This is a genomic window from Rhizobium sp. P1_E6, assembly GCF_056405875.1.
This window is the reverse complement of record NZ_JBFUBG010000045.1, coordinates 34,344-48,395: the sequence shown is the minus strand read 5'-3', so window position 1 is coordinate 48,395 and position 14,052 is coordinate 34,344. Positions and strand designations below refer to the sequence as shown.

15 protein-coding genes are annotated in these 14,052 nt (G+C 61.8%); 5 read left to right on the top strand and 10 right to left on the bottom strand.

Features of this window, described 5'->3' with window-relative positions; all coding sequences use genetic code 11:
- From AC1D35_RS20735 to AC1D35_RS20725, 3 genes are all read right to left on the bottom strand, one after another.
- A partial coding sequence (locus tag AC1D35_RS20735; protein ID WP_477939875.1) for an NAD(P)/FAD-dependent oxidoreductase occupies window positions 1-893 on the bottom strand: 893 nt, incomplete at its 3' end.
- Window positions 894-901: 8 nt separating this feature from the next.
- On the bottom strand, window positions 902-1,216 hold the full coding sequence (locus AC1D35_RS20730) for a MocE family 2Fe-2S type ferredoxin (protein ID WP_477939873.1): 315 nt from the start codon (window positions 1,214-1,216) through the stop codon (window positions 902-904).
- Between the two features lie 22 nt (window positions 1,217-1,238).
- Window positions 1,239-2,327 (bottom strand): fatty acid desaturase family protein, encoded by a 1,089-nt coding sequence (locus AC1D35_RS20725; protein WP_477939871.1) that lies wholly within the window; start codon window positions 2,325-2,327, stop codon window positions 1,239-1,241.
- A gap of 134 nt (window positions 2,328-2,461) precedes the next feature.
- On the opposite strand from AC1D35_RS20725, the gene AC1D35_RS20720 reads away from it, so the two are divergent.
- Together AC1D35_RS20720 and AC1D35_RS20715 are read left to right on the top strand one after the other, a co-directional pair.
- On the top strand, window positions 2,462-3,490 hold the full coding sequence (locus tag AC1D35_RS20720; RefSeq protein ID WP_477939869.1) for a LacI family DNA-binding transcriptional regulator: 1,029 nt from the start codon (window positions 2,462-2,464) through the stop codon (window positions 3,488-3,490).
- 214 nt (window positions 3,491-3,704) lie between these two features.
- Window positions 3,705-4,517 (top strand): TIM barrel protein, encoded by an 813-nt coding sequence (locus tag AC1D35_RS20715; protein WP_477939867.1) that lies wholly within the window; start codon window positions 3,705-3,707, stop codon window positions 4,515-4,517.
- A 5-nt stretch (window positions 4,518-4,522) separates the two neighbouring features.
- Here AC1D35_RS20715 and cobM read toward each other — a convergent pair whose 3' ends face one another.
- Both cobM and cbiE read right to left on the bottom strand, forming a co-directional pair.
- Entirely contained in the window at window positions 4,523-5,281 is a 759-nt protein-coding gene (gene cobM / locus AC1D35_RS20710) for a precorrin-4 C(11)-methyltransferase (protein WP_477939865.1), read from the bottom strand.
- A 4-nt stretch (window positions 5,282-5,285) separates the two neighbouring features.
- A complete protein-coding gene (gene cbiE, locus AC1D35_RS20705) occupies window positions 5,286-6,515 on the bottom strand; it encodes a precorrin-6y C5,15-methyltransferase (decarboxylating) subunit CbiE (RefSeq protein WP_477939862.1) in 1,230 nt (409 codons plus the stop codon).
- On the opposite strand from cbiE, the gene AC1D35_RS20700 reads away from it, so the two are divergent.
- Window positions 6,514-7,284, top strand: coding sequence for a cobalt-precorrin-6A reductase (locus AC1D35_RS20700; RefSeq protein WP_477939860.1), 771 nt, complete (start codon window positions 6,514-6,516; stop codon window positions 7,282-7,284). The genes cbiE and AC1D35_RS20700 overlap by 2 nt on opposite strands.
- Here AC1D35_RS20700 and AC1D35_RS20695 read toward each other — a convergent pair.
- From AC1D35_RS20695 to cobF, 5 genes are all read right to left on the bottom strand, one after another.
- Complete coding sequence (locus AC1D35_RS20695) at window positions 7,248-8,012, bottom strand: precorrin-3B C(17)-methyltransferase (protein WP_477939858.1); 765 nt, start codon at window positions 8,010-8,012, stop codon at window positions 7,248-7,250. The two genes, AC1D35_RS20700 and AC1D35_RS20695, sit on opposite strands and share 37 nt — an antisense overlap.
- Window positions 8,009-8,734 (bottom strand): precorrin-2 C(20)-methyltransferase, encoded by a 726-nt coding sequence (locus AC1D35_RS20690; RefSeq protein WP_477939856.1) that lies wholly within the window; start codon window positions 8,732-8,734, stop codon window positions 8,009-8,011. The genes AC1D35_RS20695 and AC1D35_RS20690 overlap by 4 nt, the downstream gene beginning before the upstream one ends.
- Complete coding sequence (locus AC1D35_RS20685; RefSeq protein WP_477939854.1) at window positions 8,731-9,363, bottom strand: precorrin-8X methylmutase; 633 nt, start codon at window positions 9,361-9,363, stop codon at window positions 8,731-8,733. Before AC1D35_RS20685 ends, AC1D35_RS20690 begins: the two co-directional genes overlap by 4 nt.
- 2 nt (window positions 9,364-9,365) lie before the next feature.
- Entirely contained in the window at window positions 9,366-10,727 is a 1,362-nt protein-coding gene (cobG, locus tag AC1D35_RS20680) for a precorrin-3B synthase (protein ID WP_477939852.1), read from the bottom strand.
- A gap of 79 nt (window positions 10,728-10,806) precedes the next feature.
- Window positions 10,807-11,571: a precorrin-6A synthase (deacetylating) gene (cobF, locus tag AC1D35_RS20675; protein ID WP_477939851.1), complete on the bottom strand. Its 765-nt coding sequence runs from the start codon at window positions 11,569-11,571 to the stop codon at window positions 10,807-10,809.
- Window positions 11,572-11,772: 201 nt separating this feature from the next.
- Between cobF and repA the strand changes: the two genes are divergently transcribed.
- Both repA and repB read left to right on the top strand, forming a co-directional pair.
- On the top strand, window positions 11,773-12,969 hold the full coding sequence (gene repA, locus AC1D35_RS20670; RefSeq protein ID WP_477855042.1) for a plasmid partitioning protein RepA: 1,197 nt from the start codon (window positions 11,773-11,775) through the stop codon (window positions 12,967-12,969).
- A complete protein-coding gene (gene repB / locus AC1D35_RS20665; RefSeq protein ID WP_477939849.1) occupies window positions 12,966-13,964 on the top strand; it encodes a plasmid partitioning protein RepB in 999 nt (332 codons plus the stop codon). The genes repA and repB overlap by 4 nt, the downstream gene beginning before the upstream one ends.
- The last annotated feature ends 88 nt before the right edge of the window (window positions 13,965-14,052 follow it).

Below are 14,052 nucleotides of genomic sequence, written 5' to 3'. Positions count from 1 at the left end.
CCCTGCTGCTGTGCATTGCGCCAGGATTCGAGCCGCACCCGCCGGCCGCCATAGATCGCCAAGGGAAAGGAGCAGCAGTCGCCGGCGGCAAAGATATCGGGGATGGAGGTGCGCAGCCGGTCGTCGACGGCAATGCCGTTGTCGATAACAATTCCGGTGGCCTCCGCAAGCTCGACATTCGGCCGGGCGCCGATGCCGATAAGTGCCAGATCGGCCTCGATCATCTCGCCGGTCGAAAGCACGATGGCGGCCTTGCCGTTCCGCTCCGTCAGGCTTTCGATGGAAACACCGCAACGCAGGTCGACGCCCTCGGCGCGATGGCGTTCGGCAACCACATGGGCAATTTCCTCCGGAACGCCGCGCTTCAGCACCCGCTCCAGCCCTTCGATGAGAACGACATCGGCGCCGAGCTGTCGGGCGGTTGCGGCGACCTCCAGCCCAATGAAGCCACCGCCGATGACAGCAAGCCGCCTGCCGGGCTGCAGTATGGCGCGCAACGTCACGGCATCGTAGTGGGTACGCAGCGAGCGGATATGGCTGCTTTCGGGTGCATTCGGAAAGTTGCGGGCGCTGGCGCCTGTCGCAAGCAGCAGCCGATCGTAAGCAAGCTTGCTGCCATCCGACAGGGCAATGGTGTGCGCCACAGCATCGACGCTGATTGTGGTTACGCCCGTCACCAGGCGGATATTGCCAGCGGGATAGGTTTCGTGTGACGCGATGAATTTTGGATCGACACCGCCGGCAAGACCGGCCTTGGAAAGCGGCGGCCGTTCATAGGGCGCGTGCGGCTCGGAACCAACCAGCGTGACCTCTCCGCCAAATCCCTTTTCCCTGAGCGCGAAGGCGGCGCGTGCCCCACACTCGCCTGCTCCGACAATGACGCAATGGGCCATGGCGCACCTCAGATCGCGATGAAGACAGCACCGTCTTCGATCTTGACGGGATAGGTCTTCAGATTGACGCAGACCGGAGCTCCCTTGGCCTCGCCCGTCTTGTAATTGAAGCGGCCATTGTGCTTGGGACATTCGATGATCTCGTCCATGACGAGCCCATCGGCGAGATGGATCTGCTCATGAGTGCAGAGCCCGTCGGTGGCGAAGAATTCGTCGTCCGGGCTGCGATAGACCGCGAAGGTACGCCCGCCATGATCGAAACGCATGACGTCTTCCTCGTCGATCTCGCCCTTGCCGCAAACCTCGATCCAGTTTCCGCTCATCTCTGTTCCTCCCTTGATCCTGTTATTGGGCTGCGGGTGCCAGTTCGACGTGGAATTCCTCGCGATAGGGCCGCGCCGTGGCCGGCAGTTCCCGCTTCAGGAAATAATCTTCGTTACGAAGCTGGCGCAGGAAGGCCGGGATCATCTCGCGGTAGCCGGACCAGATCGATGGATTGGGCGCCGGCAGATCGTGCTTGATCATTGCATGCAGCTTCGGCAGCGCGTGATAGGGCACCATCGGGAACATGTGATGCTCGACGTGGTAGTTCATGTTCCAGTAAATGAAGCGGCTGATCGGGTTCATGCAGACCGTGCGGCTGTTCAGGCGGTGGTCGATGACGTCGTCGGCAAGCCCGCCATGCTGCAGCAGGCCGGTCAGGACGTGATGCCAGGCGCCATAAAGGCGCGGCAGGCCGATCAACATTAGAGGCAGGATCGAGCCCATGGTGATGGCAAGCGCGATGGTGACGACGTAGATCGCCAGCCAGATGCGGGCGATGCGGATCGTCTTCGGCTGCTCCATCTCGGGGATGAATGTCTTTTCTTCGGCGCTGACGATGCCGGCCGCATTTCTGATCATGTCGATGACAGCATGCCAGGCATCGAGAATGCCGAAGAAATTCAGGATCAGCCGGAAGAGATCCGGCGGCCGCATGACGGCGATCTCGGGGTCGCGGCCGACGATGACGGTGTCGGTGTGGTGGCGCGTATGGCTCCAGCGCCAGGTCACCGGATTGCGCATGATCATGAAGCAGGCGATCTGATAGACGACGTCGTTCATCCAGCGCGTCTTGAAGGCCGTGCCGTGGCCGCATTCATGCCAGCGGCTGTCGGAGGCCGAGCCGTAGAGCACACCGTAAGCCAGGAAGAAGGGCGCGGCGATCCAGGCGCCCCAGAAATAAATGCCAAGTGCTGCAAAGACGACCATACTACCAAGCCACAGCCCCGTGTCGCGAATGGCCGGTGCATCGGAGCGCTGCATCAGCGCCTTCATCTCCTTACGCGAAACGTCGGTGTGATACCATTGCGCAGCCGCAAGACCGGTTTCCACCGCCGTCCTGCCGTTCTCTCCCAAGAGGCTGTAATCGCGCTTGCCTGCCCCGCCAGCCATGCTTTCCTCCCTGCTAAGCTCTGGATCAGGAGAATAGGTTGACTTCGAAAGGCGCTCAATGCAGGCTTGATACATTCTATCAAAAGCCATCAAAAACAGCTTTCATTGATGATTGAAAACTATCAGGAACAACCATGCGCCGTCCGACCATCTCCGATCTCGCCCAGGCTTCCGGCGTCAGCGTCGCGACGATCGATCGTGTCCTGAACGGCCGCCACCGGGTGCGCGAGGAAACGGCGCGCCGTGTCTATGATGCGGCCCAGTCGATCGGCTATCATGCCGTGGGTCTGATCCGCCAGCGCGTCTTCGAGGATCTGCCGCAATACCGTCTGGCCTTCCTGCTGCAGAAGCCGGCGCAGCCTTTCTATCAGGCCTTCGCCCGCGAGATCGAGATGGCCGCCCGCAATGTCACAAGTGCGCGGATCCAAACTCAGGTGGAATATCCTGCCGCGACGACGCCCGCCGCGATCATTGAAAAGATCAAGCTGCTCGGCGCCCGGAACCAGGCCGTCGCTCTTGTCGGTCCGGATTATCCTGCGGTGACGGCAGCCGTCGAGGAGCTGAAGGAACGTGGCATTCCGGTCTTCTCGCTCCTCTCCGATCTTGCGACCGGCGTGCGGGACGCCTACGTCGGCGTCAACAATCGAAAGGTCGGCCGCACTGCCGCCTGGATGATTGCCAAAGCTGCCCGCCGGCCCGGCAAGGTTGCCTGTTTCGTCGGCAGCCATCGTTTTCATGGTCATGAGCTGCGCGAAATGGGCTTCCGCTCCTATTTCCGTGAAGAGGCCGCGGATTTCGAGGTCGTCGAAACGCTGATCAATCTGGAAACGCCCGAAATCACCCATGAGGCGACGTTGACGCTCCTGCAGAAACATCCCGATCTCGTCGGCCTCTATGTCTGCGGCGGCGGCATGGAGGGGGCGATCTCGGCATTTCGGGAAGAGGGCATCGCCGGCCGCATCGTGCTTGTTGTCAATGAGCTGACCGGCGACAGCAAGGCCGGGCTTGCCGACGGCATCGTCACCATGGCGATCGCAACGCCGCTGACCGCACTCTGCAAGGAAGCGGTGGCGCTGATGACCGGCGCGCTGGAACACGGCGAAATCGCCGTTCCAGGCCAGTCCTTCCTGCCCTTCGAGATTTTTCTGCCGGAGAATATCTAGAGCAGTCCCCGCTAAAGGGTGCAGCGGTTTCAAGCCCGCGTTTGCGGAACAGACGGCTGTTGAAATGATGGAAGCCCATCATTCTCATGGAAAATCTATCAGCGATGACAGGGTTTGATGGTGCGCAGCAGGTGGATTGGCTGGCAAATTCCAGTAGAAATTCGATTAGACATTCACATTGCTTCTTACCTGAGAGGCAAGGAGGAGACTTCGCATGGCATCCATTCGTTTTGCGCTGAACCATATGGCAGCGCCCTTGCTTTCGATCGAGGATTTTTTCGCGCTTGCCGTTTCGCTCGGTATCGATGCAGTGGAAATCCGCAACGATCTCTCGGGCAACGCCATCCTTGATGGCACCAGGCCCGATGTCATCAAGGCTGCGGCGGCTCGCCACGGCGTTGCGATCATCTCCATCAATGCGCTGCAGCGCTTCAACGAATGGAATGCGACGCGCGAGCGCGAGGCCCGCGAGCTGATCGATTATGCCAAGGCCGTCGGCTCGCAAGCGCTAGTGCTGGTTCCGAAGAATGACGGCACGGGACGCGCCGATGGCGAACGGCAGGCCAATCTGCGCCGCTCGCTCGAAGAACTCCGCCCGATGCTCGATGCCGCCGGAATTGTCGGTCTCGTGGAGCCGCTGGGCTTCGAGATCTGCTCGTTACGCTCCAAGGCGGAAGCCGCCGACGCAATCGAGACGCTCGGCGCGCTGCCGACTTTCCGGCTGGTGCACGACACCTTCCATCATCACCTGGCGGGTGAAACGCCATTCTTCCCACATCTGACGGGGCTGGTGCATATTTCCGGCGTCATTAATCCAGCCGTTTCCATCGCCGACATGCGCGATCCGCACCGGGTTCTCGTCGACGCCGATGACCGGGTGGGCAATGCCGCCCAGATCCGCGCGCTGCTGCAGGCAAGCTACAAGGGGCTTTTCTCCTTCGAGCCTTTCGCATCCGAAGTCCATGCGCTGAAGGATCCCGCCGCCGCATTGAAAGCGAGCATGGATTATCTCGCAGCGAAGGTCTGAGACGCCTATTCCCGACCGCGGAAGCGGCGCTGATAGGCAGGGTCGTAGAGCGAGCTTTCGCGAAAATCCTCTGATGCAAGCGAGCGGCCGACGAAGATGATCGCCGTGCGTTCGATCGGCTCGGCCGCCACCTTCTCCTCGATATCGGCGAGCGTGCCGCGCAGGATGCGCTCGTCAGGCCAGGTGGCTTTCACGACGATTGCGACAGGGCAATCGGCGCCATAAAGCGGGGTCAGGTCCGCAACGACCTCAGCCAGCGCATGGATGGCGAGGTGGATGGCAAGCGTTGCCCCCGTCGCCCCGAATTTTGCGAGCGTCTCCTCGTTCGGCATCGGCGAGGCGCGGCCGGAAATACGCGTCAGCACGAGGCTTTGGGCCACGGCGGGGATCGTCAGTTCTCGGCCGAGTGCGGCGGCGGCGGCAGCGAAGGCCGGTACGCCCGGCGTCATCGTATAGGCGATGGCGTGCTTTTCCAGCCGGCGGACCTGCTCGGCAACGGCACTCCAGACCGAGAGATCGCCGGAATGCAGCCGTGCCACATCCTCACCAGCCTCCGCTGCGCGGAGATATTCGGCCTCGATCTCGTCGAGCGAAAGAGGCGCGGTATCGATGATGCGCGCCCCCGGCGGGCAATATTGCAGGAGGTCCGGCGAAACGATGGAACCGGCATAAAGGCAGACAGGGCATTTGCCGATCAGGTCGCGTCCGCGAACCGTGATGAGATCTGCTGCGCCCGGTCCGGCGCCGATGAAATGAACCGTCATTCGTTTATTCCTTGATCCAGAGCCACTGCGTGACTGGCATGGCCGGCCGCCAACCGCTCATGCCGCCGACGGATGCGACGCGCGCAATTTCGATCTTCGTCAGGAAGCCGCCGCGTGCGGCATATTCTGCCAAGAGCATCGCTTCCATTTCCAGCGTCACGGCGTTGGCGACGAGCCGCCCTCCCCGCTTCAGGGCCGCAATCGCCGCATCGATCACACCGGCTTCACTGCCGCCTCCGCCGATGAAAATCGCGTCCGGTACCGGCAAGCCGGCAAGTGCTGCAGGTGCTGTTCCTTCGACAAGCGCAAGCTGCGGCACGCCGAAGGCGGCGGCATTGCGGGCGATACGGGCGGCCCGCGCCGGTGCCTGCTCGATGGCGATCGCCCTGAGCGATGGATCGGCAAGCATCCATTCGATGCCGATCGAACCCGAGCCGGCGCCGATATCCCAGAGGACTTCACCATGGCGCGGTGAAAGCGCTGAGAGCGTGATGGCGCGGATCTCCCGCTTGGTGATCTGCCCGTCATGGTCGAAGAGCGCGTCATCGAGGCCGCAAGCATAGGACAGGATGCGCGCCCCTGCCCCCGCTGCTACTTCGAGGGCGCAGACATTCAACGGGTCGATATCGGTGAGATTGAAGGCTGATGCTGTCGTGCTCCTGATACGCTCCCGTTTGCCGTCGAGCGCTTCGAGAACCGTCAGCCGTGTCCCGGAAAACCCATCGGCAGCAAGCAGTTCGGCAAGTGCCTGCGGCCCTTTCTCATCGGAGGTTAGCGCCAGAATGCGCCGGCCGGAATGAAGATGCGGGCGGATGAAATCGAGCGGGCGTCCATGCAGCGACACGCAGGCCGTCTCCTGCAGCGGCCAGCCGAGACGCGCGGCGGCGATACTGAATGCGGATGGTGCAGGAATGGTGCGCATTTCGGCCGCCGTGACATAGCGCGACAACGTCGCTCCGACGCCATAGAGAAAGGGATCACCCGAGGCCAGTACCACGACAGGTGTGCCGCGTCGTGTCAGGATCGCCTCGACGGATTGTTCGAAAGGGCTCTGCCAGGCAATGCGCTCGCCCGAAATCAGCGGACCGGCAAGCGCATGGTGGCGTGCGCCGCCAAAGACGGCGGGGGCGGTAGCGATCAAGCGCTTTGCCTCCTCGCCAAGGCCTTCTGGACCATCCTCGCCGATACCGATAAGAGTAAGCCAGCGCGGGCCGGTGGGGGAGATATCAGACATGGACAGGACCCGCATTCTGATCCTCGGCGGCACGAGCGAAGCGCGCAGACTCGCCACCGAACTTGCCGCGCGAGAAAACCTCGATATCCTGCTGTCGCTGGCGGGCCGCACGGAAGTTCCTGCAGAACAGCCGGTTCCCGTCCGCATCGGCGGCTTCGGCGGTGCGCAAGGCCTCGCCGATTTCCTGATAGCCGGACGCTACGACCTGCTGATTGATGCTACCCATCCTTTCGCCGAACGCATTTCGGCCAATGCCGCCGCCGCAGCCGAACGCAGCGGCATAACCACCATCGCACTTGTCCGTCCCGAATGGGTGCCAGTGCCGGGCGATCATTGGCACATCGTTCCTGATATTCCATCGGCTATCGCCTCGCTTGGCCCGACACCGCGCCGTGTCTTTCTGGCGACCGGCCGCCAGGGCGCCCCTCATGCCGAGGTCGCTCCGCAGCATTCCTATCTGGTGCGCAGCGTCGATCCTGTCGATCCGCCGCTTGCCCTTGCCGACGTCGAATATATCCTCGACCGCGGTCCCTTCGCGCTCGAAGGCGAGCTTAATCTCCTGCGGAAACACAGCATCGAGGCCATCATCACCAAGAATAGCGGCGGCTCGGCTGCTTATGCGAAGATCGAAGCCGCACGTGTGCTCGGTATCAAGGTTGTCGTGATCGCCCGCGCGCCAGCTGCCGCCATGATGACGGTGGAAACGGTGGAGGCGGCGCTCGAAGCGATTGATCATCTCGTCTCCGAGGCCATGAAGCGTGGCGTATAGATCAGATCCGGCCGCCCTTCGCGGGCAACGATCCGCGTCTCCGGCGATCCGATGATCACACAAGTCGCCATATCGGCCATATCGGCATTGGCCTCTGCGAGCGGCTGCACCGCGATCCGTTCGTCAGGCCGTCCGGCCGCTCGGCCGAAGATAACCGGTGTTGTCTCAGGCAGGTACCGGCGCAGCAGCTCGAATGCCTTGCCGAGCTGCCAGGGCCGCGCCTTGCTGATCGGATTGTAAAGCGTAATGACGAAGCCTGCTTGTGCTGCAAGTTCCAGGCGTTTTTCGATGACGGTCCAGGGTTTCAGATTGTCCGACAGCGATATCGTGCAGAAATCATGTCCGAGCGGTGCACCGACACGGGCGGCAACCGCCAACATGGCGGTGATACCCGGAAGGATGACGAGGTCGACGTCGCGCCATTCCGCCGATCCCTTGTCGATCGCCTCGCAGACGGCGGCTGCCATCGCAAAGACGCCGGGATCGCCGCCGGAGACGACGCAGACATCGGCGCCCCTGGCTGCGAGCGCTAGCGCGGCCCCTGCCCGGTCCAGTTCCTCGCGATTGTCGGAGGCATGCCGGGTCTGGTCGGCGCGCAGCGTCAGGCGATCGAGATAGGGTCCATAACCGAAAAACTGGGTGGAGGCCGCCACGGCAGCCGATGCTTCCGGCGTCATCTGCTCCGGATTGCCGGGACCGGTACCGATCACGAACAGCCGGCCGCTCATCGATTGGCCTCCCAGCCGGGAACCAGCACCAGCGAGAAGTAGGGTGCTTCGCTCTCGTCCTTCTCGGCAAGCTTCACCATCGCGGCATTCGCCATGGTGCCGCGCTCGACATAGACGGCCTCGCCAAGACGGCCGGCGGCCTGTAGCGCGCGGCGAATCTTCGGCAGGTTGCGGCCGACTTTCATGATGACGGCAGCTTGGGTATCGGCGAGACGGCGGGTGAGCTCCTGCTCGGCCATCGTGCCCGGCAGCACGGAGAGTACATCGTCGCCCTGGACGATCGGCATACCTGCAAGCGACCAGCAGCCGGACATCGCGCTGATGCCGGGGATGACTTCGGTCGGGTAGCGCTGCGCCAGCCGCACGTGCAGATGCATGTAGGAGCCGTAGAATAGCGGATCGCCTTCGCTCAGTACCGCAACCGTGCGGCCCGCAGCGAGATGATGGGCGATGGCATCGGCCGATGCATTATAGAAACCGATGATGCGGCTCTGATAAAGCGGATCGTTTTTGTCGAGTTCGGTCGTGACCGGATAATAAAGTGGCAGCAGCTCGACGCTGGGTTTCAGCAGATGCTCGACGATCGCCTTGCCATTGCCGCCCCTGCCCTCCTTGGCGAAATAGGCAATCACGTCGGCGCTCTCGATGGCGCGGACGGCCTTGATCGTTAGAAGCTCAGGATCGCCGGGTCCGGTGCCGACGCCGATCAGGCGGCCGCTCATAGGCCGGGCCTCGAAAGTGCATTGATGGCGGCCGCCGTCATCGCGCTGCCACCGAGCCGGCCACGGACGATGGCATAGGGAACGCCATAGGAATTTTCCGCAAGCGCATCCTTGGATTCGGCAGCACCGACAAAGCCGACCGGCATGCCGATGATGACAGCCGGTTTCGGCGCGCCGTCACGCAGCAGTTCCAGAAGATGGAAGAGGGCCGTCGGCGCGTTGCCGATCGCAACCACGCTGCCGCCCAGCCGATCGAGCCAGAGGTGCATGGCGGCGGCCGAGCGGGTATTGCCGGTTTCACGGGCAAGTTCGTGGGTGCGGACATCATGCAGGGTGCAGATCACCTCGTTTTGAGCCGGCAGGCGGGCGCGGGTCACGCCGTGCGCGACCATCTCTGCATCGCAGAAGATCGGCGCCCCATCCTGCAGTGCGATGCGCGCCGCATGGACAAAATCCGGCGAGAAGACAAAATTCTGTGCGGCTTCGACCAACCCGCAAGCATGAATCATGCGGACAGCAATATCCGCCTCCTCGGGCGAAAAACGCGAGAGATCGGCTTCGCTGCGGATGATTGCGAAGGAGCGCTCGTAGATCGCGTCTCCGCTGCGGATATAATCATAGTCTGGCATTGCTATTCCTGTTGCAGCGCTTTGGCGAGACCGGTGGGACCAAGCCTTTTCAGGCAGTCGGCACTCGACTCGCCGGCGCTTCTTTTGTCTTCGATCAGCCGGGCGAGCCTCTCTATAGCGAAATCGATCCGTTCGCCAGCAATCCTTGCAGCCGGCCTGTCCGCGGCAAGCCCGTCGAGGACGAGGCCATAGCCCTCGGCTGAACCGACAATCGCCAGATCGGCGCGCCGGTGCGCGCAGCCTTTCCCACAGCCGGAAAGGTGAAGTTTCACCGAGCCGTCGAAGAGCGCGGGTATCAGCGCTGTCAGCTGTCCGGCCAGAGCCCTTGTATCGTAGAAGGCCGAGGCGCAGGCGCCTGCCCCTGCACAGGCGGCGATCTGCTCGGCCGGTTCATTGGCCGTCACGCTGAAACCATGATCGATCGCAGAGCGTTGCATAGTCCGCAGCGCTGTCTCGGTCAGGCCGATTAGCAAGAAGCCGCGATCGGGCGCCAGCCGGATTTGCTGCGCGCCGGCGCTTTCGGCAGCGTCAAGGAAAGAGACCAGATCAGTGGCTTTCACTTGCCCGAATTGGAGCCTCACACCGAGTACGATTTTGCCGTCGGCCAATCTCGTGGTGCCGACGAAGGAGGCTTTCTTCGGTGCCGATTGAGTAAATGGGATGCTATCCATCTGCGGAAAACGCGCATGCAATGCCGCTGTCTCGAGATTTCGAGCGCGCATCTGCCTCCCGCTGGCAGTCAGCATCTTAAGGAGCTCGCCCACGGCTGTTATCACGGCATCGACATTGTCGAGAGCCAGTGGCGTCGCGGTTTCTGCATCGCCGGCTATGGAGAGCAGCCATTGCCCGGGTTGCTGCGCGACGAGGCGGATATCGGCAGTGAGGCAGGACAGGGAAAACTGCCCGCCGCCGTCGATCAGGAAGGAGAGTTTCGGCGCCAGATGGTGCGAGGTGAGAAGACCGCCGAGCCTGCTGCGCAGCGCCGCCTCCATATCCCCGGCATCGGCAATCTCGTTGGCATCGATACCGTGCAGCGGCGATATCTCGATTGCCACGCCATTGGGCACCGTGATGCCGGCAGTCTCGATATCCGCCGCCAGCGGCCCCACGGTTTCAGCGCGAAGGCCGCGGATCTGCAGATTGCCGCGGGCAGTAATTTCCAGGATACCATTTCCATGCTGTGCCGCGCTCAACGCCAGCTGTCGGAACGGGGAAAGAGTAAGCGCACCGGCGGCCGGCCGCAGCCGGACGAGCAGGCCATCGCCGGTCTGCATGGGGGCTGCGAGCGCCGGGCAGGCACCACGTTGCATCCCCACTATATCAGGGCTTTCTGCTTTTAAGGTTTTGCCGGCGGGGCTGTGCATTCCGTCTATCCTCTGGACCCGTCTCTTACATGATTGCGCAGGATGCAGCAAAGCGAGATCGGGCTGCGAACCGGGACGGTTACTCTTCGAAATCCCGCCCCTTGCGGAGAAGGTAGATATCCATGATCCAGCCATGGCGCGCCCGCTCCTCGGCACGGAGCCGGACGATGTCGTCGGCAATATCGCCAAGCCGGCCCGAGCGGATCACTTCGTTGTCCGTGCCGAGATAAGCACCCCAGAAGATCTCGGCATCGGGATCGTCGATCTGCGAGAATGCCTGCTGGCCGTCGAGCATGACGACAGTACTTTCATGCGTCAGCCCGGTTTCGATCAGCCGTCTGCCGGTGGTGATCTCGATCGGCTTGCCGACGAGATTGACGGGGATGCGATGGCTTGCCGCCAGGGCCTGGATGCTGGTGATACCCGGAACGATGCTGTAGTCGAAGGTGGAGGCGCCGGCATTCCGCACCCGTTCGATGATCCGGATCGTGCTGTCATAGAGGCTCGGATCGCCCCAGACGAGGAAGGCGCCGGCGCCGGTTGCTGGCAGGTCGCCGATCAGGCCTTCATAAATACCGGCGATCGCCGCATGCCAGTCATCTACGCTCTGGGCGTAGCTCAGGTCCTGGGTTAGCCGCTTCGGTACCTCGAATTCGACGATGCGGACGCCTTGTCGGGTCAGATACCGCTCACAGATTTCCCGGCGAAGCTCGGCGAGATCTGCCTTTATCGCGCCCTTGGTCGGAATGAACACGACGTCTGCCGCATTCATCGCGTTGATCGCCTGCATGGTCAGATGCTCGGGATTGCCGGTGCCAATACCGATGATGTGAATATGCCGCACGTTTTCTGCCCTCGCGATTTCCAGTGGTTTGTGCCGCTAAAGTGGGTCTTTCGCAAGGGCAGACCAAAAGTTGGCCGCGGCCAACTTTCTATCTGTGTGGTTAGCGAACCGTTTATTGTCGCGAATCCCGAATCATGTCATCTTCGATACGCTTTTTGAGGCTATGTTGACGGAAAAGCGCTTTGAGAAGGGGCAAGTGTTTTGGACAATATTAACGTATCAACTACAGACGTTCGCATCGAACGGCATGCCACCCAACTCTCTCGCCAGCTGAAACTGCTGCGCGAGAAGCTCTTCCCGCCACTTTCGCAGAAGACGCTGCGCACCTTTACCTCGGGCGAGGCAGCACAGATGGTCGGTGTCTCCGATGGCTATCTTCGCCAGCTTTCGCTTGACGGCAAAGGGCCGCAGCCGGACGTTTCCCAGAACGGCCGCCGGTCCTATACGCTCGGCCAGATCAACGAGCTCCGCCAGCATATGGCCAAGATCAAGCCGAAGGATGCGCTCTCCTACCTGCCTTTGCGCCGCGACGGCGAGAAGCTGCAGACGATCGCGATCACCAATTTCAAGGGCGGTTCGGCCAAGACAACGACCACGCTTTATCTGGCACAGCATCTCGCGCTGGAAGGCTACCGGGTCCTGGCGATCGATCTCGATCCACAGGCCTCGCTTTCCTCACTGCTCGGTGTCCAGCCGGAATTCGATCTCGGGGATGGCGATACGCTCTATGGCGCAATCCGCTATGACGCGCAGCGACGCCCGCTGAAGGATGTCATCCGCAAGACCTATTTCGATGGTCTGGATCTGGTGCCCGGCAATCTCGAACTGATGGAGTTCGAGCATGAAACGCCGCGTGCTCTGAATGATCGCCAGAGGCCGGAAGAGCTGTTCTTCCGTCGCGTCGGCAACGCTATTGCTGAGGTCGAGGCGGAGTATGATATCGTCGTCATCGACTGCCCGCCGCAGCTTGGCTACCTCACGCTTGGTGCGGTCTGCGCCGCCACGTCGCTGCTTATTACCGTCCATCCACAGATGGTCGATGTCGCCTCCATGTCGCAGTTTCTTCTGATGACCTCGGATCTTCTCTCCGTCGTGCGCAAGGCTGGCGGCGACCTGCAGCACGATTTCATCAAATATGTCGTTACGCGTCATGAGCCTTTCGATGCGCCGCAGTCGCAGATCGTTGCGCTCCTGCGAAGTCTCTTCGGTGATGATGTGTTGACGGCGACCATCCTGAAATCGACGGCGATCGCCGATGCCGGCCTGACCAAGCAGACCCTTTACGAGATCGAAAAGGGCCAGGTTCGCCGCTCCACCTATGACCGGGCACTGGAATCGGTTAACGCCGCCAATGGCGAGATTATTGCCAGCATCCATAAAGCATGGGGTCGCACATGAGCAGACGAGATCGACTGAAGGGATTGTTCACCGATACGGCGCAGGAGTTGGCCGCGGCCAACTTCGAGGAAACTGCAGCGCGCGGTGCAGCCGGTCCGGTGCGCACCATGGCCCTGACACTTGGCCGCATGGAGGAAGAGAGCAGGGCGATGGAGGAGGCCCTGTCATCAGGCGAGCATATCGTCGAACTCGATCCGGAACTGATCGACACTTCCTTCATTCGCGATCGCCTCGCCGACGAGCCGCTCGATATGGAAGACGAGCTCGTGCAATCGATCGCCGAGAACGGCCAGGAAGTGCCGATCCTCGTGCGCCGCAATCCGCATCATGACGGGCGTTACCAGGTTGCCTATGGTCATCGCCGCCTCCAGGCCGTCAGGCTGCTCGGCCGCAAGGTGCAGGCGGTCATCCGCAAGCTCGACGACACCGATCTCGTCATCGCCCAGGGCATTGAAAACTCGGCGCGACTGAACCTCTCCTACATCGAGCGCGCCGTCTTCGCGCTCAATCTCGAGCTGAAGAAGTTCGATCGTCCCATCATCATGAAGGCGCTCTCTACCGACAAGACGGAATTGTCGAAGCTTATCTCCGTGGCGAAGGCCATTCCAGCCGACGTCATCCAGGCCGTCGGTGCAGCTCCCGGCATCGGTCGCAGGCGATGGATGACGCTTGCCCAGGATTGGACCGATGCTGCTGCCGCGCGTCTGACGAAGCTAATTGTATCTTCCACCTTCAATGCTGTGGAAAGCGATCGCCGTTTCGAGCTGATCATTGCCGAGCTTTCCAAGAAGGAAGAGGTGAAGCCCGAGGGTCTCGAATATGACTGGAAGCCTGCGAGCGGCGGCAAGATCGCCGGCCGCATCAAGGGTTCCGGCACGTCCTTCACGATTGCGCTCAAGACCGGCGATGCGCCGGATTTCGGCGCATACCTCTCAAGCCGCCTCGATGAACTCTATGAAGCCTACAAGGCGGGGAAGCCGAACGCCGGAAAGTAGGCTAGTGCTTAGCGGCGAATTGGAGCAGGGTTGCGATGAAGCGCCATGGTCGATAGGGCGATTTCATCTGACTGGCGCAGCGTTCGCT